This window comes from Pseudomonas sp. H1_G08 (assembly GCF_054681355.1).
Map to the genome: position 1 here is coordinate 5,144,165 of NZ_CP162822.1, position 24,225 is coordinate 5,168,389.

Annotated in this window: 21 protein-coding genes, 1 tRNA gene and 2 pseudogenes; 13 read left to right on the forward strand and 11 right to left on the reverse strand. The window is 60.3% G+C overall.

The features are described from left to right. Nucleotides 1-55 precede the first annotated feature (55 nt). The 5 genes and pseudogenes from AB4N85_RS23395 to AB4N85_RS23415 form a co-directional block, all read right to left on the reverse strand. Nucleotides 56-131: transfer RNA gene (locus tag AB4N85_RS23395), tRNA-Phe, on the reverse strand. A gap of 91 nt (nt 132-222) precedes the next feature. After that, entirely contained in the window at nt 223-495 is a 273-nt protein-coding gene (locus AB4N85_RS23400) for an oxidative damage protection protein (RefSeq protein WP_041477523.1), read from the reverse strand. After that, nucleotides 492-1,559 carry an A/G-specific adenine glycosylase gene (mutY, locus tag AB4N85_RS23405; protein ID WP_041477524.1) on the reverse strand — a complete coding sequence of 356 codons (1,068 nt, stop codon included), beginning with the start codon at nt 1,557-1,559 and terminating at the stop codon, nt 492-494. The genes AB4N85_RS23400 and mutY overlap by 4 nt, the downstream gene beginning before the upstream one ends. After that, nucleotides 1,556-3,805 (reverse strand): AsmA family protein, encoded by a 2,250-nt coding sequence (locus AB4N85_RS23410; RefSeq protein WP_460066070.1) that lies wholly within the window; start codon nt 3,803-3,805, stop codon nt 1,556-1,558. The genes mutY and AB4N85_RS23410 overlap by 4 nt, the downstream gene beginning before the upstream one ends. A gap of 45 nt (nt 3,806-3,850) precedes the next feature. Then, nucleotides 3,851-4,044: pseudogene (locus AB4N85_RS23415) on the reverse strand (acetyl-CoA sensor PanZ family protein); the annotation flags it as partial. A 355-nt stretch (nt 4,045-4,399) separates the two neighbouring features. Here AB4N85_RS23415 and AB4N85_RS23420 point away from each other — a divergent pair. The 7 genes from AB4N85_RS23420 (at nt 4,400) to AB4N85_RS23450 (ending at nt 10,219) form a co-directional block, all read left to right on the forward strand. Continuing rightward, nucleotides 4,400-6,064, forward strand: coding sequence for an OFA family MFS transporter (locus AB4N85_RS23420; RefSeq protein WP_252868633.1), 1,665 nt, complete (start codon nt 4,400-4,402; stop codon nt 6,062-6,064). 273 nt (nt 6,065-6,337) lie between these two features. After that, nucleotides 6,338-6,931 (forward strand): imidazoleglycerol-phosphate dehydratase HisB, encoded by a 594-nt coding sequence (hisB, locus tag AB4N85_RS23425; protein WP_016772125.1) that lies wholly within the window; start codon nt 6,338-6,340, stop codon nt 6,929-6,931. Next, a complete protein-coding gene (gene hisH, locus AB4N85_RS23430) occupies nt 6,931-7,569 on the forward strand; it encodes an imidazole glycerol phosphate synthase subunit HisH (protein ID WP_056787225.1) in 639 nt (212 codons plus the stop codon). The genes hisB and hisH overlap by 1 nt, the downstream gene beginning before the upstream one ends. Beyond that, the gene (locus AB4N85_RS23435; RefSeq protein ID WP_056787227.1) at nt 7,570-7,830 is read left to right on the forward strand and encodes a DUF2164 domain-containing protein; all 261 of its coding nucleotides are present in this window, start codon (nt 7,570-7,572) and stop codon (nt 7,828-7,830) included. 42 nt (nt 7,831-7,872) lie between these two features. Continuing rightward, nucleotides 7,873-8,610: a 1-(5-phosphoribosyl)-5-[(5-phosphoribosylamino)methylideneamino]imidazole-4-carboxamide isomerase gene (gene hisA, locus AB4N85_RS23440; protein WP_056787231.1), complete on the forward strand. Its 738-nt coding sequence runs from the start codon at nt 7,873-7,875 to the stop codon at nt 8,608-8,610. Nucleotides 8,611-8,619: 9 nt separating this feature from the next. Continuing rightward, nucleotides 8,620-9,390 carry an imidazole glycerol phosphate synthase subunit HisF gene (hisF, locus tag AB4N85_RS23445; RefSeq protein WP_016772122.1) on the forward strand — a complete coding sequence of 257 codons (771 nt, stop codon included), beginning with the start codon at nt 8,620-8,622 and terminating at the stop codon, nt 9,388-9,390. A gap of 73 nt (nt 9,391-9,463) precedes the next feature. Next, nucleotides 9,464-10,219 carry a substrate-binding periplasmic protein gene (locus tag AB4N85_RS23450; protein ID WP_041477526.1) on the forward strand — a complete coding sequence of 252 codons (756 nt, stop codon included), beginning with the start codon at nt 9,464-9,466 and terminating at the stop codon, nt 10,217-10,219. Here the strand turns inward: AB4N85_RS23450 and AB4N85_RS23455 are convergent. The 5 genes and pseudogenes from AB4N85_RS23455 to gpmI form a co-directional block, all read right to left on the reverse strand. Beyond that, on the reverse strand, nt 10,200-11,573 hold the full coding sequence (locus AB4N85_RS23455; RefSeq protein WP_095181062.1) for a Vps62-related protein: 1,374 nt from the start codon (nt 11,571-11,573) through the stop codon (nt 10,200-10,202). The two genes, AB4N85_RS23450 and AB4N85_RS23455, sit on opposite strands and share 20 nt — an antisense overlap. 115 nt (nt 11,574-11,688) lie before the next feature. Next, on the reverse strand, nt 11,689-12,465 hold the full coding sequence (locus tag AB4N85_RS23460) for a divergent polysaccharide deacetylase family protein (protein ID WP_252868634.1): 777 nt from the start codon (nt 12,463-12,465) through the stop codon (nt 11,689-11,691). A 2-nt stretch (nt 12,466-12,467) separates the two neighbouring features. After that, nucleotides 12,468-13,787: a S41 family peptidase gene (locus AB4N85_RS23465; RefSeq protein WP_039756590.1), complete on the reverse strand. Its 1,320-nt coding sequence runs from the start codon at nt 13,785-13,787 to the stop codon at nt 12,468-12,470. Between the two features lie 31 nt (nt 13,788-13,818). Next, nucleotides 13,819-15,103, reverse strand: a pseudogene (locus AB4N85_RS23470) (murein hydrolase activator EnvC family protein). A 254-nt stretch (nt 15,104-15,357) separates the two neighbouring features. After that, nucleotides 15,358-16,887, reverse strand: coding sequence for a 2,3-bisphosphoglycerate-independent phosphoglycerate mutase (gpmI, locus tag AB4N85_RS23475; protein WP_095181060.1), 1,530 nt, complete (start codon nt 16,885-16,887; stop codon nt 15,358-15,360). A 153-nt stretch (nt 16,888-17,040) separates the two neighbouring features. Here gpmI and AB4N85_RS23480 point away from each other — a divergent pair, with 153 nt between their 5' ends. The 3 genes from AB4N85_RS23480 to secB are packed head-to-tail and all read left to right on the forward strand — an operon-like array spanning nt 17,041 to nt 18,253. Continuing rightward, nucleotides 17,041-17,454, forward strand: a complete 414-nt coding sequence (locus AB4N85_RS23480; RefSeq protein WP_016772116.1) for a rhodanese-like domain-containing protein — start codon at nt 17,041-17,043, stop codon at nt 17,452-17,454. A gap of 1 nt (nt 17,455) precedes the next feature. After that, on the forward strand, nt 17,456-17,710 hold the full coding sequence (grxC, locus tag AB4N85_RS23485; protein ID WP_016772115.1) for a glutaredoxin 3: 255 nt from the start codon (nt 17,456-17,458) through the stop codon (nt 17,708-17,710). A 57-nt stretch (nt 17,711-17,767) separates the two neighbouring features. Continuing rightward, nucleotides 17,768-18,253 (forward strand): protein-export chaperone SecB, encoded by a 486-nt coding sequence (gene secB, locus AB4N85_RS23490; protein WP_016772114.1) that lies wholly within the window; start codon nt 17,768-17,770, stop codon nt 18,251-18,253. 96 nt (nt 18,254-18,349) lie between these two features. On the opposite strand, the gene AB4N85_RS23495 is transcribed toward secB, so the two are convergent. Continuing rightward, complete coding sequence (locus AB4N85_RS23495) at nt 18,350-18,805, reverse strand: tRNA (cytidine(34)-2'-O)-methyltransferase (protein WP_016772113.1); 456 nt, start codon at nt 18,803-18,805, stop codon at nt 18,350-18,352. On the opposite strand from AB4N85_RS23495, the gene AB4N85_RS23500 reads away from it, so the two are divergent. The 3 genes from AB4N85_RS23500 to AB4N85_RS23510 all read left to right on the forward strand — a co-directional run bounded on the left by AB4N85_RS23500 (nt 18,804) and on the right by AB4N85_RS23510 (nt 24,007). Next, nucleotides 18,804-19,244: a hypothetical protein gene (locus tag AB4N85_RS23500; RefSeq protein WP_056787242.1), complete on the forward strand. Its 441-nt coding sequence runs from the start codon at nt 18,804-18,806 to the stop codon at nt 19,242-19,244. The genes AB4N85_RS23495 and AB4N85_RS23500 overlap by 2 nt on opposite strands. A 186-nt stretch (nt 19,245-19,430) precedes the next feature. Then, nucleotides 19,431-21,422: a leucine-rich repeat domain-containing protein gene (locus AB4N85_RS23505; RefSeq protein ID WP_252868635.1), complete on the forward strand. Its 1,992-nt coding sequence runs from the start codon at nt 19,431-19,433 to the stop codon at nt 21,420-21,422. Nucleotides 21,423-21,541: 119 nt separating this feature from the next. Beyond that, nucleotides 21,542-24,007 (forward strand): leucine-rich repeat domain-containing protein, encoded by a 2,466-nt coding sequence (locus AB4N85_RS23510; RefSeq protein WP_460066079.1) that lies wholly within the window; start codon nt 21,542-21,544, stop codon nt 24,005-24,007. Nucleotides 24,008-24,225 lie beyond the last annotated feature (218 nt).

Here is a 24,225-nt window from a genome sequence, read left to right on the forward strand (position 1 = left end):
TCAAATCGCAGGCATAAAAAAACCCTGAATCTTGCGATTCAGGGTTTTCGGTATTTGGTGCCCAGAGACGGAATCGAACCGCCGACACGGGGATTTTCAATCCCCTGCTCTACCGACTGAGCTATCTGGGCAACGGGGCGCATTAAAAGGGTTTTTCAGATTTACGTCAACGACTTTTTGAAAATTTCTTAAATTAATTCCGTCGCTTACGAAATATACCGGTTATTCGGCTGGCGGCACGTAGCCTTCGGCCTTGGCGTATTCCTCGCCGGAGAAGTACTTGTCCATTTCGCCCTGCAGGTATTTGCGATCGTCGGCGTTCATCATGTTCAGGCGCTTTTCGTTGATCAGCAGGGTCTGGTGTTTCTGCCAGTCGGCCCAGGCCTTGGCCGAGACGTGGTCAAAAATATCCTGGCCCTTGGCGCCCGGGAAAGGGGCGCGCTCCAGCGCGGGCAGTTCTTCTTTGTACTTGCGGCACATTACGGTGCGGGTCATGGCGATTCTCCTGCATTCAATACGGCGGCCGCGCGTTCGAGCAAGGTCTTGACCGGGGCAGCAAGGCCCAGGCGCGGCGGGGTGGCGAGGTTATACCAGAGCCAGTCGGCCTCGGCCACGTGATGGCTGGCTTCCTGCACCTGAACCAGCCACGGTTCGATGGACAGCTGGAAGTGGCTGAAGGTGTGAATCAGGCTCGGCAGCGCCTGCTGCTGACCCATGGTCAGCGAGTGCTGATCGGCCAGATGTTGCAGATCTTCCAGATCATCCAGCTCCGGCAGGCTCCACAAACCGCCCCACAGTCCCGTCGACGGGCGGCGGTAAAGCAGAATCGCGCCTTCGCCGTTGGCGAGCATCGGCATCAGCGTGCGTTTCTGCGGGATGGCCTTGCGTGGCTTGGGAATCGGATAACGTGTTTCCAGACCAAGCATGTGCGCTTCACAGCCACGCTTGAGCGGGCACAGCAGGCAGCTCGGCTTGCTGCGCGTGCAGAGTGTGGCGCCAAGATCCATCATCGCTTGGGTGTAAGCGTTGACCCGATCGTGCGGGGTGAAGCGCTCGGCGTTGGCCCACAGCTGTTTGGCGACTTTCGGTTCGCCGGGGTAGCCCTCTTGCGCCGTGAAGCGCGCCAGCACGCGTTTGACGTTGCCGTCGAGGATCGGCGCGCGCAGGCCCATGCTGATGCTGGCGATCGCCCCCGCGGTGGACAGGCCGATGCCCGGCAGCTCGGTGAGTTTTTCCACGTCGCGCGGGAATTCGCCAGCGTACTGGCTGACGACGATCTTCGCGGTCTTCTGCAGATTGCGTGCGCGAGTGTAGTAACCCAGCCCGGTCCACAGGTGCAGCACCTCGTCTTCCGGCGCTTCGGCCAGCGCTTCGACTGTTGGCAGCGCCGCCATGAAACGCTCGAAATAGTTGAGCACGGTGCTGACCTGAGTCTGCTGCAACATGATCTCGGACACCCAGACCCGGTACGGATTGATGTCCTGCTGCCACGGCAAATCGTGGCGGCCATGGCGGTCGAACCATTCCAGCACCGCCGTGGAAAACTGCTCCGCTGTCATCGCTTGAACAGCCCCTTCAATGCGTTTTTCAGTTCCGGACTGACTTTGTCGCCCAGTTTCTCGTCGATCTTTTCGCTGAGTTTGTTGCCGGCCATTTTGCTGGCGACCTGACCAAGACGGTCATTGTCGACACGGCAGGCCTTGGCGCCCAGTTCCAGCGGGCCACGGCAACGCAGTGGCCACTCGATGCCGACGAACTTCTCGCCGACCTGACAGGCCGGGTCGGGCATGGCGCTGGTATCGCCCTCGACGATGATGCCGACGCGGTAATCCATGCCGAGCACGCGCAGATCGATGTCGCCGTCACCGTTGACGGTCATGCCGGGGATGCGCACTTTCAGGTCGGGGTTGCTGGCGACGCCGTTGCGCACGGTCAGGTTGCCCTTGAGCTCCTCGAACGGCGTGTCCTTGCCTCGTGGCTCGCCGCTCAGGGTCTTGCGGTTGAGGGTGGCGATGCCTTTGCACAATTGCTGTTCAAGGTTGGCGTTGAGCAGCACGCCGTTGTTGATGACGAAACTGGCGTTGCCGTTCAGCGTATCGATCAGCGCCTGCTGGCTGTTGCCGCTGCCGGTGAGGCTGCTGGTCAGCGTTACCAGACCTTTGACCGGCGGAGTCTTGCCCTGGCTTTCGATGATTTTTTCAGCCGGCACACGGTTGAGCCGGGTCTGCAGGTTGAGCACCGGCGCGCTTGGGCGTACGTCGAGTGTGCCGTTGGCGACGAAGCCGCCGTTGTACAGATCACCGCTCAGGTTAGTCAGCGTCAGCAAGCCGCCCTGGCCGGTGGCTTTGAGCGCGGCGTTCTGGATCGGCAGCTTGTCGAGGGTCAGTTGGCCGAAGGTCAGGTCGGCATCGACGTCGAGTTTGGCCAGGCGTTCGACCGGCAGCAGACGCTCGGTGCTCCAGGCGGTTTTGCTCGGTTTGTCCGGCAGCGGCGTGGTACCCGCGACGGCGCCGGCCTCGGTGCTGGCGACTTCGGCCTGACGGGTTTGCGTGGCGCTGTTGGCCTGAGCCGATTTCGGTGGCAGGTAGCGGTCGACGTTGAACGTGTCGGCCTTGAGAATCGCGCGCAGCGACTGTTTGGCGAAGTCCTCGACGGAGATGCGGCCACTGAAGCTGCTGTCATCGAGTTTCAGGTTGATGTTGTCGAACGACAGGCTGGTCGGGGTGGCCGCAACGCGGCTGACCAGTTCGACCTTGCTCAGGCTGCCTTCGCCCATCGCCGGCAGTGTCTGGCCGATACTGTCGACGAATTTCGCCAGATCGAACTGGGCGATGGAAATGCCGCCGCTGATCTGTGGCGTCTTGTCGAGGTCGTTGGCTTTCAGCTCGCCCAAGGCGCGCAACTGGTTGGCGGAAATCTTGATGCCGGTCCATTCGGCGACGTTCGCTGCCTTGTCCAGCAATAACTGGCCCTGAGCAGAGAAGGTCATGGTTTTGCCTTGCAGCGGATCGCCAGCGAGCTCGCCAGTGAGTTTCAGGTCTTCAAACTTGTAGCGTTGCAGGGCGCGCTCGAAGCGCAGCTCGCCGTTGAGCTCGGTGCGCACGCGCAGCACCGGTTGATTGGTGCCGAGGAACGCGGTGGCTTTCACCGGGATATTGGTCGAATCGTGTACCGGGCCGGTGCTCAACTGAATGCTTTCGGCACTGAACTGCTTGCCGGTCAGCTCATCGGTGTATTCAACGCGGGCGTTGTTGACGGTCAGGCTGTCGATGTCGAGGCGGATCGGTTGCGCCGGTTTTTCCACGGCGACGGTCGGCTCGCTGGCGGTCGTGCCCGTTGTGGCGGGTGGCGTCGAGCCGGGTGCCACTGGCACCTTGCCGATGTCTTCCCAGTTGCCGTGGCCGTTCTTGTCGCGGTTCAGGCGCAGGTTGAGGCCTTCGACGCGCACGTCGCTCATCTGCACTTCGCGGCGCAACAACGGCAGCACGCGCACGGACAGGCCGAGCATCTGCAAGTCGGCAAACGGTTCGGCAGGCTTGGCCAGGGTGGCGACGCTGGCTTCGTGCAGTTCCAGACCAAGCCACGGGAACAGGCTCCAGCCGATATCGCCATTGAGCGTCAGCTCGATGTGGGCCTTGTCGCGGGCAATCTGGCGGATCTCGTCTTTATAGTCGTTGGGATCGAAGAGGTGGGTCAGGGCAAAGCCTGCCGCCACAATGATCAGCAACAGCCCGAGAAGTACCAGACCCAGGATTTTGCCGAACGCTTTCATGGGCGAGTCCTTGTAGTTAGTCGAATTGGTCATATGGCCGGGGAGTATAGCGCTGCCGGCGCCCGGTTCGGTGTGGCGTCATCTGCCGAGGGTCGGCGGCGGCACCTGCAACTTCGCCACAGGGCCTGCGCTTGAGGATGCCCGGCGGGCGCCAGAGGGCGCAATCCGGCCCCCGCTTGCGACGCCATTTTTTGCGCTTGGTTCACCAGTCGTTCAGCCCCGCCAAGGCGACGGGTAACTTTTCGCACGCATAAATGGGACAAGTAGCAAATGCACCTATCGGTGTCAGGCACCTGAACAACATCCGGCATGGTAACCCCATTGAAATGCCGTCTGTAGGAGCTGCGGAACGCTGCGATCTTTTGATTTTGGCATTTTCAAAAAGATCAAAAGATCGCAGCGTTCCGCAGCTCCTACAGGGGGCGAACACAGGTGACAGAAAAAAGGTGATATCAGTTTGGTTTTTCTGTCACCTGAGAATGGTAACCTTCGCCAGTTCGTCCGCCCGTCTGCGACTTAACGTCGCGCCTTCAAGGAGCTTCACCTAAAAAAACGGTCATGCCTGCGTGCATAAGGCCGAGGGTGAGCAGTGGCTGGCGAACCATACTAACAATTGGGGGATACACAATGAGCACGAGCATCACGGCGGACGGCCTCAAAGCCGACCAGCCTGCGTTCCTGTCCAAGGAACGCATCATCGCCAAGCCCGGTTTCAACCGTTGGCTGGTTCCACCGGCCGCTTTGGCCATTCACCTGTGCATCGGCATGGCCTACGGCTTCTCGGTGTTCTGGTTGCCGCTGTCCAAGGCGCTGGGCGTTACCGCGCCGGTGGCTTGCGCGCCGGACATGAGCTTCATCGCACAGGTATTTTCGTCGAACTGCGACTGGCCGATCTCCATGCTCGGCTGGATCTACACGCTGTTCTTCATCTTCCTCGGCTGCTCGGCAGCGATCTGGGGTGGCTGGCTGGAACACGCCGGGCCTCGTAAAGCGGGCGTGGTCTCGGCCTTGTGCTGGTGCGGCGGTCTGCTGATTTCCGCGCTGGGTATCTATACCCACCAGATCTGGCTGATGTGGATCGGCTCCGGCGTGATCGGCGGTATCGGTCTGGGCCTGGGCTATATCTCGCCGGTGTCGACCCTGATCAAGTGGTTCCCGGACAAGCGCGGCATGGCAACCGGCATGGCGATCATGGGCTTCGGTGGCGGCGCGATGGTCGGTGCACCGTTGGCGACTGCACTGATGAGCCACTTCGCATCGCCAGAAGGCGTGGGCGTATGGCAGAGCTTCGTGGCCATGGCGGCCATTTACTTCGTGTTCATGATCGGTGGCGCATTGTCCTACCGCGTGCCGCCAACCGGCTGGAAGCCTGAAGGCTGGACCGCTCCGGCGAAGAAAGCTTCCAACGCCATGATCACCAACCGTCACGTCCACGTGAATGTAGCCTGGAAAACTCCGCAATTCCGTCTGGTCTGGCTGGTGCTGTGCCTGAACGTGTCGGCGGGTATCGGTATCCTCGGCATGGCTTCGCCACTGTTGCAGGAAGTGTTCGGCGGCAAACTGCTGGGCGTCGATGTGCCGTTCGGTCAGCTCGACGCTGGCCAACTGGCCTCGATCGCGGCGATCGCAGCGGGCTTCACTGGTCTGCTGAGCCTGTTCAACATCGGTGGCCGCTTCTTCTGGGCCTCGTTCTCCGACTACCTGGGGCGCAAGAACACCTACTTCGTGTTCTTCGCGCTGGGTTTTGCCCTGTACGCGCTGATTCCGAACATGGGCCATCTGGGCAACGTTGCGCTGTTCGTGGCGGCGTTCTGCATCATCCTGTCGATGTACGGCGGTGGTTTTGCCACGGTTCCGGCGTATCTGGCCGACCTGTTCGGTACACAGATGGTCGGTGCGATCCACGGTCGTCTGCTGACTGCCTGGGCCGCTGCCGGTGTGCTCGGTCCGGTGCTGGTGAACTACCTGCGTGAATATCAGTTGAGCATCGGCGTGGAACGCGCTGCCGCTTACGACATCACCCTGTACATCCTCGCCGGCCTGCTGGTTCTGGGCTTTCTGTGCAATCTGATGGTGCGCCCGGTGGCCGACAAGTACTTCATGACCGACGCTGAACTGGCCGCCGAACAGGCGCTGGGCCACGACAAAGGTGCTGACGCCAGCACCGTTCTGGAGTGGAAAGCGGCGCCGGGCACCAAGCCTCTGGCGATCGCGGCATGGCTGTTGGTGGGTATTCCGTTGGCGTGGGGTGTGTGGGTGACCCTGCAGAAGACGGCGGTACTGTTTCACTAAGGTGTTAGCTGAATAAACGCCGAACCTGTGGGAGCGAGCCTGCTCGCGAAGACGGAGCACCGGTCGACATCAATGTTGGCTGGCCTGCCGCATTCGCGAGCAGGCTCGCTCCCACATTTGTTTCTGGCATGCCTGTAATGGCTTGTATGGACATGTCTACCCGCGACAGCCGGGCGTTCTATCCGTCAGGCATCTCACCTCTCGTGTTTCTGTTTGCCTCCTGCGTGCCTATAATGGCTGCCTTTTTCGCCCAATGATTTTGCGGAGCTGGTGATGGCCGAACGTAAGGCGTCTGTCGAGCGCGACACTCTGGAAACCCAGATCAAAGCCTCGATCAACCTTGATGGCACCGGAAAGGCCCGATTCGATATCGGTGTACCTTTTCTTGAGCACATGCTGGATCAGATCGCCCGTCACGGGTTGATCGACCTGGATATCGAATGCAAGGGCGATCTGCATATCGACGACCACCATACGGTGGAAGACGTCGGTATCACCCTCGGCCAGGCGTTCGCCAAAGCCATCGGCGACAAGAAAGGCATCCGTCGCTACGGCCATGCCTACGTGCCGCTCGATGAAGCGCTGTCGCGCGTGGTGATCGATTTCTCCGGTCGCCCGGGCCTGCAGATGCACGTGCCGTACACCCGCGCCACCGTCGGTGGTTTTGACGTTGACCTGTTCCAGGAATTCTTTCAGGGCTTCGTCAACCACGCGCTGGTCAGTGTGCACATCGACAACCTGCGCGGCACCAACACTCACCACCAGATCGAAACCGTGTTCAAGGCTTTCGGCCGCGCCCTGCGCATGGCCGTCGAGCTGGACGAACGCATGGCCGGGCAAATGCCGTCGACCAAAGGCGTTTTGTAATGCAGACGGTTGCAGTTATCGACTACGGCATGGGCAATCTGCACTCGGTGGCCAAGGCTCTTGAGCACGTCGGCGCCGGCAAGGTGCTGATTACCAGCGACGCGAACGTGATTCGAGAAGCCGACCGTGTGGTATTCCCGGGCGTTGGCGCGATTCGCGATTGCATGGCGGAGATCCGTCGCCTCGGCTTCGACTCGCTGGTCCGTGAGGTCAGCCAGGATCGGCCGTTCCTCGGCATCTGCGTCGGCATGCAAGCCTTGCTCGATACCAGCGAAGAGAACGCCGGCGTCGACTGCATCGGCCTGTTTCCGGGCGCGGTGAAATTCTTCGGCAAGGATCTGCACGAAGACGGCGAGCACCTCAAAGTCCCGCACATGGGCTGGAACGAGGTAAAGCAGAAGATCAGTCACCCGCTGTGGCACGACATCCCCGACCTGGCGCGTTTCTATTTCGTGCACAGCTACTACATCGCCGCCGCCAATGCGCGTCAGGTTGTAGGCAGCGGCCATTACGGTGTCGATTTCGCCGCAGCGCTGGCCGACGGTTCGCGTTTCGCCGTGCAGTTCCACCCGGAGAAAAGCCATACCCACGGCTTGCAACTGCTGCAGAACTTCGCTGCGTGGGACGGTCGCTGGTAAATGGCTGTCAAGAAATCCAGACCGCCGATCCTGACCCTCACTCCCGAGCAGGAGAGCGAGGCCAATCGCAAGATCCAGCGGTTCATGGAAGACCGTTTCGAACTGGACCTGGGTTCGTTCGAAGCGGCGGAAATTCTTGAGCTGTTTACCCGCGAGATTGCTCCGCACTATTACAACAGGGCGATTTTCGATGTGCAGACCCACCTCAAGGAACGGTTTGAAAGCATCGAAAGCGACCTGTGGGCGCTCGAGAAAAACTGATTCCCGAGCCAAGCTGAACATTCCAATTTTAAGGTTTGCCAGATGCTGATTATTCCCGCTATCGATCTCAAAGACGGTGCCTGCGTACGTCTGCGCCAGGGCCGCATGGAAGATTCCACGGTGTTCTCCGATGACCCGGTGAGCATGGCTGCCAAGTGGGTGGAGGGCGGTTGCCGCCGTCTGCATCTGGTCGACTTGAACGGCGCGTTCGAAGGCCAGCCGGTCAACGGCGAAGTGGTTACCGCAATCGCCAAGCGTTACCCGACCCTGCCGATCCAGATCGGTGGCGGCATTCGTTCGTTGGAAACCATCGAGCATTACGTTAAGGCGGGCGTGAGCTACGTGATCATCGGCACCAAAGCCGTAAAAGATCCGGCGTTCGTTGCTGAGGCCTGCCGCGCCTTTCCGGGCAAGATCATCGTTGGCCTGGATGCCAAAGACGGTTTCGTCGCCACCGACGGCTGGGCGGAAATCAGCACCGTGCAGGTCATTGACCTGGCCAAGCAGTTCGAGGCTGACGGCGTATCCTCGATCGTTTATACCGATATCGCCAAAGACGGCATGATGCAGGGCTGCAACGTACCGTTCACCGCTGCGCTGGCCGCTGCCACCAGGATTCCGGTGATCGCTTCCGGCGGCATCCATAACCTGGGTGACATCAAGTCGCTGCTCGACGCCAAGGCACCGGGCATCATCGGCGCGATTACCGGCCGGGCGATCTATGAGGGCACTCTCGATGTCGCCGAAGCGCAAGCTTTCTGCGATTCGTACCAAGGCTGAGGACTGACCATGGCGCTGGCCAAACGCATCATCCCTTGCCTGGACGTGGACAACGGCCGGGTCGTCAAAGGCGTGAAGTTCGAGAACATCCGCGACGCCGGTGACCCGGTGGAAATTGCTCGTCGCTACGACGAGCAGGGCGCCGACGAGATTACCTTTCTCGACATCACCGCCAGCGTCGATGGCCGTGACACCACGCTGCATACCGTCGAGCGCATGGCCAGCCAGGTATTCATCCCGCTGACCGTCGGCGGTGGCGTGCGTACCGTGCAGGACATCCGCAATCTGCTCAATGCCGGCGCGGACAAGGTGTCGATCAACACCGCCGCCGTGTTCAACCCCGAGTTCGTCGGCGAGGCCGCGCAGCATTTCGGCTCGCAGTGCATCGTCGTTGCCATCGACGCCAAGAAAGTTTCCGGTCCCGGCGAAACCCCGCGCTGGGAAATCTTCACCCACGGCGGGCGCAAGCCGACCGGTCTCGACGCAGTCGAGTGGGCGAAGAAAATGGAAGGCCTCGGTGCCGGCGAGATCCTCCTGACCAGCATGGATCAGGACGGCATGAAAAACGGTTTCGACCTCGGCGTGACCCGCGCCATCAGCGACGCGCTGGGCATTCCGGTGATCGCTTCCGGTGGTGTCGGCAATCTGCAGCATCTGGCCGATGGCATTCTCGAAGGTCATGCCAGTGCGGTGCTGGCGGCGAGTATTTTCCACTTCGGCGAATACACTGTGCAGGAAGCCAAGGCCTACATGTCGCATCGCGGCATCGTCATGCGCTAAAGCGTACAGGCCAGTGGACAGCATGGCGCGCCCAAGGCACTCTTGGGCACGCCATGGATTCCGGTAGCCCGACATGATCAAACGCCTGCTTGTTGTTCTCGCCAGCGCCTCGTTGTTGTTCATCAGCAATGCCCGGGCCGAAACCAGTCCCGACACCGATCTGGTGCTGCTCACCGAGAACTTCCCGCCGTACAACATGGCGAAGAACGGCAAGAATTTCGCCCAGGGCGACAACATCAACGGCATTGCCACGGACATCGTTCGCGAGATGTTCCAGCGCGCCGGCCTCACTTACAGCCTGACCCTGCGTTTCCCCTGGGAGCGTGTCTACAAACTCGCCCTGGAGAATCCCGGCTACGGGGCCTTCGTCATGGCGCGCCTGCCCGATCGCGAAAGACTGTTCAAATGGGTCGGCCCAATCGGCCCGGACGACTGGATCCTGCTGGCCAAGGCTGACAGCAAGATCACCCTCGAAACCCTCAATGATGCGCGCAAATACAAGATCGGCGCCTACAAGGGCGATGCGATTGCCGAGACGCTCACCAAGCAAGGCCTCAAACCGGTAGTAGTGCTGCGCGATCAGGACAACGCAAAAAAACTGCTCAATGGCCAGATCGATCTGTGGGCCACGGGTGATCCTGCCGGCCGTTATCTGGCGCGGCAGGATGGCGTGACCGGCCTGAAGACCGTGCTGCGCTTCAACAGCGCCGAGTTGTATCTGGCGCTGAACAAGGACGTCTCCGATGAGGTGGTCAACAAGCTACAGACCGCGCTGGATCAGTTGCGCAAGGAAGGCGTGGTCGATGAAATCATGGCGCGCTATCTGTAACGGCTGACTCGTCGGGCTCTGGCAGGGAGGCGCTGATTTCACCCTCGGTCGCAGGCGCAAGCACAGTCTGATCTTCGACCGCCTCCGGCTCAGTTGCGACGATGATTTCAGGCTCGGTGGGTGCGTACTGGCTGATGTGCAGGCTATTGCCATCGGTGTAGATGAAACCCTCCGTCACTGCCGTGCCGTCCGCGCGCACCAGTCTGTATTCGCTCTGGGCCAGGTAGGCGGCCACTGAGCGGTTTTTGTCCACCACCGCAACCACTTCGATGGTCGCTGTATTGAGCCATTCATTCGAATGCAGTTCGCATTGGGTGAAATCGTGGCCCAGCCGTGCGGAAAACATCAGCGCGCCGTGCTGTCGGGTTTGCCATTGGGCGCCGAATTCGATGGATGTGGTCTGGGTGAAAGTACGCAAGCCGCCAGTACGCTGGGCGCGCTGCGCATTCCACCTGAATATCTGGCTGTCGTTGCCACTGTTGCGTGCGTGACCGACGAGGATGTAGCGATCCTTGCGTTCAAGCAGATAGAAGGGCGAGTGACGCCATTGCTCAGCGGCGGTGTAACGCGGATCGTTGACCGTGAACCAGGGGAGGCTGGCGGTGTAAGTCGCATCGTCCGTTGGCTCTACAGGTGTTGGCGTCTCGCCGCAGAGCACCGGTGGCGATGGGCGTGTAGACATCTGCAGGCCGATCTGCAAGCGCAAGCAGTAGACCGGGAAACTGGCCGGTCGGGTGTAGTCACTCAAGCTGAAAAAACTGCCCGATGCCAAGTAGACTTCGCCCGGCAAAGCGGCTGGAGGAACGGCGCTCCAGGTGCTGAGGCGCTGTCGGGCCTTGCTGCCCTTGTCGTCCCAGATCAGATCGGTGGTATTCGACGCGATCACCAGGTCTTCGCGAACGCACCGCACCGCGTTGAGCGACGGTTTTTCATGATCGTTCGAGCACACCGACCCCAGCGCTACGTAGCCTGCGGGAGCTAGCGGTCGCCAGATCGACAGATCTCTTTTCGAGCCTGATCCGGAGTCCTTCCAGACCAGCTCGTAATCATCGGGACGTCGCAGTGCCCTGCCTTTGGTGGGGTCATTGCTGGCAATGTCTGCCTCACAAACAACCGCGACCACGCGTTCACCGTTGATGTTGCCAACGCCTCTGGTGACGAAGTCGCCCAAGGGGAAATAACCGGGCAGCGCGTCGGGAGCCGGGGTCGGGCGCCAGAACGACGCGGGTCTGGCCGACAAACCGTTGGTATCCCAGATGCGCAGAAATTCTGTTGTGAAGTTGATCAGCAGGTTATCGATGCGGATCGGTTCAGTCCGCCCAACGGGCGGGATAATCGGGGCGTTGTTTGTCATGGGCACTCCTGATAGTTGCAAGCGACTCAAAGGAGTCGCGACCTGTTGCAGGTCTCACTATCCGGAAGGGGGAGGGGCGTTCGGTGGTAACTATGTATTGCAACGTGACCGGGTGTTACCGGTAAACGCCATCCTTGCCATGGCCAGCCATGGCGCGGTTGCTGCGCACGCTGATCATCTGCCTGATATCGATCCAGTCGATGCCCTGCGATTTGAGCTTGGGTAATTCGCGCTCGAGCACCGCCAGGGTCTGCGGATACGGATGGCCGATCATCACCGCTGAACCCTGTTTGTGCGCCAAGGCGATCGCGGTCTGCAACTGAGTGGCAATGGCCGCTTCGGTGCGCTCATCATCGAGAAACACGTCTCTGGAAACGCTGGCCAGGTCGATCTTCTGCGCCTGCTGCGCAGCGACCGTTTGAGCGCTGGTGCGGCTGTCGACGAAGAACTTGTGCCGACGCTGCAATTCGCCCATCAACCACGCCATCGCCGCAGGCTGCGCGGTCATGCGGCTGCCCATGTGATTGTTGATGCCGGCAGTGAACGGGACTTTTTCAAACGCGGCATTCAGGCGTTTCTGCAGCTCTTCAATGGGCAGTTCGGGGTGCCAGGCGTAGGGCCCGGTGGCCGGGTCCATGGGCATGTGCAGGATGACGATCTTGCCGGCGCGATGGGCTTCGCGGGCAAATTCGGTGGCGTGGGGGGTATCGGGCATGATCGCCGCCGTGACCGGGCCGGGCAGGGCGAGCACGCGACGATCCCGGGGCAGGTTCTGCCCCAGGTCATCGATGATCAGTGTCAGGTAGGCCTTGTGCGGCGAGGAACTGGCGGGCTCTGCTTGGGCAAGACCCGCCAGACAGCACAACAGAACGCAGAGGGAACGCAGCAACATCCTCAGCGGCCGGACGTGATGCTCAGGCCTTTGAGCAGGCTCAGGGCCTGGGCCAACTGGTAATCGTCATCCTGCGGCATCGCTTTGGCCTTGCCGCCGGAACCGCTCGGTTTGTCGGCGCCGCCGTTGCCGTTGCCCAGGTGACCTTGCAGATCGGCTTCCTTGAAGTATTCGCTGTCGGCTTCGTTGGTGATCTTCGCGCGGCGCACTTCGATGTCCGGCACGATGCCCTGAGCCTGGATCGAGCGGCCGTTCGGCGTGAAATACAGCGCGGTGGTGATCTTCAGCGCGCGGTCGTTGTTCAGCGGCAGCACGGTCTGCACCGAGCCCTTGCCGAAACTGGTGGTGCCCATGACCACGGCACGTTTCTGGTCCTGCAGGGCGCCGGCGACGATCTCCGAAGCCGAGGCACTGCCACCGTTGATCAGCACGACCATCGGTACCGCTTCGCTCTCGTCCTTGCCGGTGGCGGAGAAGCGCAACTCGGAGTTGGCAATGCGGCCCTTGGTGTAGACGATCAGACCTTTGGTGATGAAATGGTCGACCACTTCCACCGCCGATTGCAGCACACCACCCGGGTTGTTGCGCAGGTCGAGGATGATGCCGTTGAGCTTCTTGCCGTTGTCCTTGCGCAGTTTGGCCAGAGCCTTGGAGACTTCTTCGCCGGTCTTGACCTGGAACTGGGTGATGCGGATATAGCCGTAGCCCGATTCCAGCAGCTGCGCCTTGACGCTCTTGACCTGAATCACTGCACGGGCCAGGGTCACGTCGAACGGCGTGCCGCCATCGCGAACCAGGGTCAGGGTGATTTTCTGGCCGATCTTGCCGCGCATCTTGTCGACGGCTTCGGTCATGGTCTGGCCACGGGTTGGCTGGCCGTTGATCTTGACGATGAAGTCACCGGCCTGGATGCCAGCCTTCGACGCTGGCGTGTCATCAATCGGCGAGACGACCTTGATGAAGCCGTCTTCGGCGCCGACTTCGATGCCCAGACCGCCGAACTCACCACTGGTGCTTTCCTGCAGTTCGGTGAAATCTTCCGGGCCAAGGTAGGCCGAATGCGGATCGAGGTTGCTGAGCATGCCCTTGATCGCGTTTTCCAGCAGGGTCTTGTCGTCCACAGGCTCGACGTACGCGGCTTTGATCCGGTCCATGACCTCGGCGAAGGTGCGCAGCTCTTCCAGTGGCAACGGCGCCTTGGCGGTCGCGGCAGTGCCTGCCGGAGCGACGGTCGGGGCCGGTTGCGCGGCGAACGCCAGAGGCGCGCCGATCACCAGGGCGATCGTCAGGGCCAGCGAGGTAAGGCGGGACAAATGCAGCATGTCGAACGAACTCCTGAATTAGGTGGTGCGCTTATCCTTGCGCACGGCACCATTGCGCCGGATCACTCGGGTGACCCTGCTGACGAATTGCGAAATACAGCGCTGGCGTGTCCTGACCGCCACTGTTACCGACAGTGGAAATCGACTCGCCCGCCTTGACCACATCACCCGCCGACTTGAGCAGCGTCTGGTTGTGGCCGTAAAGACTCAGAAAACCGTTGCCGTGATCAAGAATCACCAGCAAACCGGCACCGCGCAGCCAATCGGCGAACACCACGCGCCCGCCGTGTACGGCGTGCACCTGGCTGCCGGCGGAGGCGCTGATCATCACGCCATCCCACTTGGTGCGGGCGTCGTCGCCACGGCTTTCACCGAAGCGTGCGAGTAATCGACCATCAACCGGCCACGGAAGTTTTCCCCGCGTTGCAGCAAAAGGCCCGCCAAACGTTTCGCCGCTGCTCGATACCAGCGCGCCGGGGCTTGATCTGGCGGGTTTTCGTGGGGCGTCGCTGTTTTCAGCCTGCGCCTCACGCAAACGCTTTTTTTCCGCTTCCTGCTGGGCGATCAGCGCTTTCTGCCGCGCTTCTTCTGCCTCACGAGCCTGTCGGGCCAGGGTTTCTTCAATGGTTTTAAGGACTTTAGACAGGTCTGCCTGATCCTGCTCGCGGGCGGCGAGTTTCTGATCGCGGGCCTTGACGTCGTCATTGAGTCTGGCGAGAACCTGCTGGCGCTCCTTGCGGACTTTCTCGAGTGCTTCGCGCTGCGTGTCGAGGTCGCTTTTCTGCACCAGCAACTGCGCTTGCTGCAGACCGATGTCTTTTTCGACATTGGCCAGCTGGCGCAGGGTTTCGTTGAAGTTCTTCAACTGCTCCAGGCGTGCCTGGCTCAGGTAGTCGTAATAGGTGAGGGTGCGGGCGAATTTCTCGGGATTCTGCTGGTTGAGCAGCAGCTTGAGGTATTCCTGGCGGCCGTTCTGGTACGCCGCTCGGGCCTGAATGGCGATCAGTCGCTGCTGTTCAGTGCGCGCGCTCTGGAGTTTTTTTCTCTGCATCGAGCCGCTGCAGCTCGGATTCGCTCTTCTGCAGTTCTTTCTGCAGCGCGTCGACCTGCTTCTGCAGCTTGCCCATCTCGGTTTCAGTGCCCTTGAGCTCTTTCTGCACGCCGGACTTTTCTTCCTGCAGCTTGCCCAAGAGTTTTTTCAGCTCGGCGATATCCTGACGCGTGGCGTCCAACTGCTGTTGGGTTTGCGCGCGCTCGTCGGCGAAGGCCGGCTGGAGCAGACAGGTCAGAGCAAGGGCGATCAGGACGCGAAGCATAGGGGCGGGCGGCACCAGGGTAAGGGACGGCCTAGTATGCCCGCCCGAGGCTGCAAAAAAAACGCCCAATTGGGGCTGTGTGATAACTGGCTGGAGATACAGCTGAAAATAATCTTCGAAACCAGCACAAACCACTGTGGGAGCTGGCTTGCCAGCGATGGCGGCTGCACATTCAACATAAATGCTGGCTGTCAGCTTGCTATCGCTGGCAAGCCAGCTCCCACAGGGTTTTTGCGGTGTTTTCCGGATTCGGCTCAGACCAGAATCGAAGTCCCGGTCATCTCCGCCGGTTTTTCCAGACCCAGCAGCATCAGCATGGTCGGCGCTACGTCCGCCAGCACGCCGCCTTCGCGCACTTTCAGGTCGCGTTTGCCGACGTAGATGAACGGCACCGGCTCGGTGGTGTGCGCGGTGTGCGCCTGGTGGGTTTCTTCATCGGCCATTTTTTCGACGTTGCCGTGGTCGGCAGTGATCAAAGCTTCGCCGCCGACTTTTTCCAGCGCCTCGACGATGCGACCGACGCAGGTGTCGAGGCACTCGACCGCTTTGACCGCTGCATCGAACACACCGCTGTGGCCGACCATGTCGCCGTTGGCGTAGTTGACCACGATCACGTCGTAGCGCTGGTTTTCGATGGCGTCGACGATACGGTCGGTGACTTCCGGCGCGCTCATTTCCGGCTGCAAGTCATAAGTAGCGACTTTCGGCGACGGGATCAGGATGCGCTCTTCGCCCGGGAACGGTTCTTCACGACCGCCGGAGAAGAAGAAGGTCACGTGAGCGTACTTCTCGGTTTCAGCGATGCGCAGCTGGGTCTTGCCGTTTTTTGCCAGGTAATCACCAAGAACGTTTTCCAGGCTGCCGGCGGCGAAGGCCGACGGTGCCGGAATACTTGCGGCGTACTGGGTAAGCATGACGAAACCGGCCAGTTTCGGCTGACGGGCGCGCGCGAATTCCTTGAAATCGTCTTCGACAAACACCCGGGTCAGCTCGCGGGCGCGGTCGGCACGGAAGTTCATGAACACCACGGCATCGCCGTCTTCGACTTTGACCGGCTCACCGATGGAAGTGGCTTTGACGAATTCGTCGCTTTCGCCACGGGCGTAGGCGGCTTCGAGACCTTCCTGAGCGGTGGCGGCGTTGAATTCGCCGTTGCCGTCGACGATCAGGTTGTAGGCCTGGGCGACGCGATCCCAACGGTTGTCGCGGTCCATGGCGTAATAGCGGCCGATGATGCTGGCGATCCGGCCTTTGCCCAATGCCTGGAACGTCGCGTCGAGCAGTTCGATCGACGAGGCAGCGCTTTTCGGCGGCGTGTCGCGGCCATCGAGGAAGGCGTGCAGATAGATTTTTTCGGCGCCGCGCTTGAAGGCCAGCTCGGCCATGGCGATCAGGTGATCCTGATGGCTGTGCACGCCGCCATCGGACAGCAGGCCCATGAAGTGCACGGCTTTGCCGGCGGCCACGGCTTTATCCACAGCGGCGCAGATGGTCGGATTGTCGAAGAATTCGCCGTCGCGGATCGCTTTGGTCACACGGGTGAAGTCCTGATACACCACGCGCCCGGCGCCGAGGTTCATGTGGCCGACTTCGGAGTTGCCCATCTGGCCATCCGGCAGACCGACGTCCATGCCGCTGCCCGAGATCAGGCCGTTCGGCACGGTGGCCCACAGACGATCCAGCACGGGTTTCTTTGCCGCGAACACAGCATTGGATTCGGGGCTGTCGCTGTGACCGAAGCCGTCGAGAATCATCAGGACCAAAGGTTTGGGCGTAGTCGTCATGGAATCCACTCGTGGCTGATAAAGAAGAGGGCGATGGAAAACGGAGTTGGAGTTTAAAGCGAAGTTCCGACCGCGTCACCGCCGGACGGGGTTTGGCCGACCATAGTGGCTGTGTATACTGGCCGACATTTTAACGCCCTGGAACCTCCTTCGATGGTTGCTCACCTGATTGAATTTGCCACTAACCACTACATTCTTGTCGGTATCTTCGTCGTACTTCTGGCTCTGTTGCTGGCGCACACGATGCAGGGCGGCGGCAAGAGCCTGAGCACCGGCGAACTGACCGCACTGGTCAATAAAGACGCAGGCGTGGTGGTGGACATCCGTCCGGCCAAGGATTATGCCGCTGGCCACATAGTCGGCGCGGTGAACATCCCGCAAGACAAACTGGCTGCCCGCGTCGGCGAGCTGGAAAAGCACAAGGCCAAGACCATCATTCTGGTCGACGCCCTCGGTCAGACCGCCGGCACCCACGCCCGCGAACTGATGAAGTCCGGCTTCACCGCCGCCAAGCTGTCCGGCGGGATTTCCAGCTGGAAAGGCGACAACCTGCCGCTGGTGAAATGACATGAGCGAAGTCATCGTCTATTCCAGCGATTACTGCCCTTACTGCTCGCGCGCCAAGCATCTGCTCGCCAGCAAAGGCGTGGCCTTCGAAGAGATCAAGGTCGATGGCAAGCCGCAGCTGCGTGCCGAAATGACCAAAAAGGCCGGGCGCACGTCCGTGCCGCAAATCTGGATCGGCGCAAAGCACATCGGCGGTTGTGATGATTTATACGCTCTGGAGCGCGCCGGCAAACTCGACGCGCTGCTCAAGGGCTGAACGGCTGCACCCACGTACAGCACTCCCTAAAAGACCCAAGATCGATAAGGATCTGAGATGACTGACCAACAGAACACTGCAGCCAGCGAAGAAGAAACCGCACCGCAATTCTCCTTGCAGCGCATCTACGTACGCGACCTGTCCTTCGAAGCCCCGAAAAGCCCGGCGATCTTCCGCCAGCAGTGGGATCCGGCGGTCGGTCTGGATCTGAACACCCGCCAGAAAGCGCTGGAAGGCGATTTCTACGAAGTGGTGCTGACCCTTTCCGTCACCGTGAAAAACGGTGAAGAAGTGGCCTTCATCGCTGAAGTGCAACAGGCCGGTATCTTCCTGATCAAGAATCTGGACGCGGCTTCGATGAGCCACACCCTCGGTGCATTCTGCCCGAACATCCTGTTCCCGTACGCCCGCGAAACCCTGGACAGCCTGGTCACCCGCGGTTCGTTCCCGGCGCTGATGCTGGCCCCGGTGAACTTCGACGCCCTGTACGCGCAAGAGCTGCAGCGCATGCAGGAAAGCGGCGAGACCCCGACCGTTCAATAAAGGCTCGGATACGCATCGCGGGCAAGCCCGCTCCCACAGGTTTTGCACATTCCTGTGGGAGCGGGCTTGCCCGCGATTGTTTTGGTCAGGCGAAAACTATTTGAAGTCGTTCTGCCGCCACGCTTCGTACACGGCGACCGCCACGGTGTTGGACAGGTTCAGGCTGCGGCAGCCTTCGCGCATCGGCAGGCGCAGGCGCTGTTCGGCGGGCAGGGCGTCGAGCACGTCCGCCGGCAGGCCACGGCTTTCCGGGCCGAACAGAAACGCGTCGCCGGGCACGAACGCGGCATCATGGAACGGTCGCGAACCCTTGGTGGTGAAGGCGAACACGCGCGGGTTGCCCAGACTTTCCAGACAACTGGCCAGGTCAGCGTGACGCTGCAACGTGGCATATTCGTGGTAGTCGAGACCGGCACGGCGCAGGCGCTTGTCGTCCATCTCGAAACCCAGTGGTTCGATCAAATGCAGGTGGCAGCCACTGTTGGCGCACAGCCTGATAACGTTGCCGGTGTTCGGCGGAATTTCTGGTTGAAAAAGGATGACGTGAAACATGCACGGCTCCGAAGGTAAAGATGAGCGGCATTCTACGCCGCCTGTGGACAACCGTTCGAAACTATTCCCGCGAGTCATCGGCTCGCTGGCGATTGTCGGCTTGATGATCGGCTTGATGATTGGCCGTCTGACGACGCCCGATCCAAGCGTGCTGGAGCGTGTCGAGGTCACCGATGGCGGCCTGGTGGTGTGGTTCAACAACGAGCCGAAACTGCACGGCGAGATTATCGATGGCACCGTCGCGCTGCTGTTTCAGGCCGAAGGTCGACCGCAGAAGGGCCAGCTCAGGCTCAACGGCAAGGACGTCAACTGGCGCACGCGCAAAAGCGATGGAGGGTTATTGCTGACGGTGCTGGCAGCGCGCCCGTTGCAGGGCGACTGGGTTGGCAGCGAGGTCGATGATCGTTGGCGGCTGGAGATCCGCTTGAGCGAGCCCTAGGGGCAAGTCCTCATCACTGGGCGCGCTCCGACACTGTTTGAGGTCGTTTCCCACTGCGGCCGTCTCCCTTTCCCATCTCCGTCCGATGCTCGTCCACGCTATCGTTTGCCCCTTCAAACGGCAGGATGCCGAAACCCGTCGTCCCCTTGCTCGACTGCATGGGGCGTCTTTTTCAAGGATGAAAACATGCCAGTAAAACCCCCTCGCGGTGGCGGTACCCACGTGGACGTTCCGGACAGCCTGCATCGGGCTGCGGACGCCGACATTTCGCTCCACGGCCACCCGGGTCGCACAGGCGTCGATGTGAATTTTGCTTCGCATCATTTGCTGCCGCGCGCCGAATCATCCAGTGATGCGACCCTGGGTGCCATACCCCCTGCCGCGGCCGTTGTGGTGCGCGCACTCGCAGAAGGTATTCGCCCTCCCGCTACCCAGCCTTCGCTGGACAATTACGTCACCAACGCCCGAGCGATACTTCCACAGGTCAACAGTGAGGGTTTGCGGGTGATCAGTCGGCGAACCTACGCAGACTTGGTCAACGGCGACCTGGTGCCTGTCGCAGTGGATCCTGCGACGGGTCTGTATCGAGCCCGGCGGCCAAGCGAGTTGCTCCCATCCGGCCCGGTGATGCTGCGCGATGTGCACAGCGGACTTTGGTATGCGCGTGAAGTCGTGGAACCAACTACCCGGGAGCAGATCCGCAAGTACCTGCCCGACACGACCGACGAGGACGCGGATGCCTTCATCGCCCGGTTCGATGACAAGGACGTGGCAGAGCTTGAGCTCAAGCATATTCAGCTTGGGCTGGCGCAATTGGACTCGACGCGTTTTGACCTGCCGATCAGTCGAGGTCGCATTTCATCGGACAAGGAGTTACATGAGGCGCGGAATATATGGGCGACGTTTCGCCAGTTGTACCGATGGCAAGGTCAGCCCGAACAGCGCGTCTACCGTGACGGGCGGCATGTGGGCTTCAAGCTGGAAATCGATCTGACGATATGGCCAGTTCAAAAACCGCTTTCCTTGAAATTCAGCTCAGTGATTTCTCTGACTTTAAGAGGCCATGGCCGGCTGGACCCGGACGTGTTTTGCGCACAGTTTCCCAATCTTGAAAGTCTGACCATTACCAGTCAGGCAATCGAAGTGGAAGGGCGGTTTCAAGGATGGAACGTGATCGAACGGGCTTATTCGAAATTCAGGCTGGATTCGCGCTTTGCCGAGCAATTGAAAAGATTCCCGCGTTTGCAAAGGCTGCACCTGCAGGACTGTGAATTGACGTCTGACTTTTCCGTACGAGGCCTTGCCAGGCTAAACGAGCTATGGCTTTGCAACACCTTCGAGGCCCCGGTGAACAGCCTGGACATGCAGATGCGGCATCAGGAGCAAGTCACCTTTTTGCAAGTGGCAGCTGATATCAGAGGGATGACTGAACTGCGGGTGCTGGATCTGAGCCGCACCGGAATACACCTGCTGCCTTCCGGACTTGAGGCCATCGACGTGGCGTCGACGCTGGAAGTGTTAAAACTGGGGGGCAATCCGCTTTCGACCAGCCCCTCACTCGAACACATGACCGCACTGCAGGAGCTGGATCTTTCCAATACACGATTGCAAAGATTTCCCGAGGGCATTACCGACAGGATTCCCGCAAGAGAACTGAATCTTGCGGACAATCACATCAGGTCGATCCCCGAATCCGTGGAGCTCAGAGCGGGCTTCAATCTCATCGGCAATCCGATAATGGACCCGGCCTCTTTACGGCGGTTGATACGAGCACGTGTAGAGACAGGCACCGATATCTGGCTTGGGCAGGAAAGCAGCGATGTAACTGCCGATCTCTGGCTACGCAATGTGCCACAGGAACAGATAGCGGAAAAACAAGCGCTGTGGGACAGGCATAACGCCGCAATGCCACTGGCAGTGACCGGCATTCTTCGTCGACTGAGTCGAACGCCCGAGTTTCACGTGGAGCGCCCGCTTCTGCAGCGGCGCGTGTGGTGGTTTCTGGAAATGTATGACAGCGCCGAAGTCAACGAGCGGGCCAGGCTCGACGCCATTCTTTATACGGAAACGAGTCCCGGGAGAATGCTGGACAGGCTGGAGAATGAAATCCGCAACTATGACGGAGGGCGACAGAGTCAGCCGCTGCACCCTTTGCCCAAGCGGCCCAGGTTCGAGTAACTCGCAGGGGTACGCAGTGCGGATGCAAAAGCGGCAAACCTCGACCCGTCTGTAACAGCAATGCCACCCCCCCATCGTCTCTGGGATAAATGCCAGGGACGACTTTCAAGGATGAAAACATGCCAGTAAAACCACCCCGCAGTGGCAGCACCCGCGTGGACACGGATGTTCACCCGGCTATGACCCGACGTCTGGACAAGGATTTCGCACTGGTGCGCACTCCCGATCTCAATGGCACCGCCCCCTGGGTTCGTGGCGATGATCCGAAGCTGCGGGGCAGCTTGCCGGGCGATGTTGTCGGCGCGGACAGGACCTTGCCGACGCCGATGGTCGAGGTTCGCCCTGCGCCGCACACCAATCCAAGTCCTCCCGTCATCGCCAGGTCGCTGGACAGTTACGCAATGCGATCACCGGCCGGACTGCCGGCAGCTGACGGTGACGGCTTCAGGCTGTACAAAAAACGTCAGTATGTGGATGTGTCTGGCGGCGGCATCGTTCTGGTAGGGGTGGATCCGGACAGCGGATTTTATCGCGCTCGACTCCCCAGCGAGTTGCTGCCCACCGGTCCATGGATGTTGCGGGATAGCCGCAGCGGCCTCTGGCATCCGCACAACGACTTCAACGCACGCACCGATCCTCTGACCGCTGCGGGTTTGCAGGGATTTCGCAGCGGGCTGGATCTCAGCGGCGTCGCCCCCGGCAGCGACGGCGTGGTACGTCACGCTGGCAAGCTCTACGTGGTCATTGATCAACAGGCGTATCAGGTTTTGCAGGATCTTGCTGCGTCTCGCCCGGAATACAAGGTCTGGCGTCTGGTTGATCCCAGTCATCCCGGCGCCACCGACAGCGCAAACATTTATCGCGCCAGCCTCGGCGGTGAGACGCTGGCCATTACCCGGAACGAGCGCAATACCTGGGTTTCCATCCTTCCTGGTTTACGCGGGGGCATGCAGCGCAATGAGGCTGCAGGTGCCAATCCGTTCAACTTTCATCGCCCCTGGCTCACTGACTCCGGCCCTTCACGGGGGCAAGCGGCGGTTGCAGACGCGACCACGCGGGCGCAGGTAAAACGCTATTTCGCCGACTCCACCGATCAGCATGCCGATGATTTCATTGCCCGATTTGCTGAGGCAGGTGCGGCTGAGGTGGAGCTAAAACGGCTACAGCTTGAGTTTCCTCAACTCAACCGTGAGGTCACTGCGTGGGAGACTGCCTACAGGGGTGACAGCAGTGCCGAGCGCATTCGGCGACTGGCAATAGGTGCCAGCGTGCGTCGATTGTTCAAGTGGCAGGGCGACAGTTCGGAAAAAGTCTACCGGGATGGCCGGCTGATCGGCTTCAGGTTGAAACTGGATTTGGGCGCGCGGGGGAATTTCGCCCTTCCGGTTTTTTCGACTCGACTCGGATCTGTTGTGTCTCTTGGCCTGGAGGGACGCACCTCTAGGAATCTGGGAGATCTGTTGTCGATGTTCCCGCGCATGGACACCTTGCAAACACGCAGAATCGACGGCCAGAAATTGCTTGCCCAACTCGACAAGCTCCCACAGTTGAGAGTCCTGGAAATTCGTGAAAGCAGTCTGTTGCTGTCGTCGACAGGCCTCGACCACTTCGCCACATTGACCGGGCTGGAAGAGTTGAGCCTGATCAACTGTGGTATCTGGCCCGATCTTTCAGTGCGAGGGATGACCGGGTTACGGGTATTGCGCGCACGTTCCTGTGGCTTGCTCCGTCTGCCTTTCGGATTGGATGAGGTGGCCGTGGCGTCACGGTTGCAGGTGCTTGATCTGTACCACAATCCCGAACTGCGACATCCGCCTGATGTGACTCTGATGTCCGAATTGCGAGTATTGGATCTGTCCCATACCCGCATATCCGCGCCGCCACCCGGGCTTGGCATGCAGAGCGGTCCTTCGCAACTCCAGGTCTTGAATTTATCCAGCACCCCACTCGCCGCGGTGCCGTCGCTCAGCGCAATGTCGGCGTTGCTGGACGTTGACCTGAGCCATACCGCGATAAAAACTTTCCCGGACGGCGTGAACTCCGAGGTTCCCCGAGCACGTCTGGATCTGAGTTATACCCGGATCGAATCAATCCCCGAAGCTGTTGAACTCAGGGAGGGTTTCAACCTTACCGGCACGTTGATTTCCGATCCTGTCTACTTTCGGCGATTGATTGCTGCACGTCGGCAAACAGGAACGGACATCTGGTTGGGACGAGCTTCGAGCCATCTGGTCATAGACCACTGGATGCACAATGTTCCACAGGCGCAACGCGCCGCCCGGATTTCCCTCTGGGACTCGTTAATCGATCAGACGAATGTTGCCATGATGGGCAAAATCAGAGAGCTGGTCCGCACGCCTGAGTTTCAGGTTGAGCGGCCGCTTCTGCAGCGTCGGGTCTGGGCGTTTCTGGAACATTTCCAAAAGGCGAGTCTTGGTGAGCAAGACGCTTTGCGGGACATCGCGATAACGGAGTCCAGTCCCGGAAAAATGCTGGAAAGGCTCGAAGAGGAAATGACGAAGTTCGACTCAACCTGGCAGCACCAGCCCCCGCATCATTTGCCCAAGCGGCCGCGGCTTGCATAGGGGGGTGCAAACCGCAGGCGGCACGATGCCGGCATCATCACCCCTGCACAAAAGCGCAGGCTGATGACGTTCGGCCTGCCCTGCCGTTCCCACATTTGCTAGCGTCATTTCCCACCGGAGCCGTCTGTTTTTCCGCTGCGCGTCAACGTTTACGCAGGCTATCGTTGGTCTTCCCAGCTAACCGGCAGGATGCCGACCCCCCCGCCTGAGCATGAATG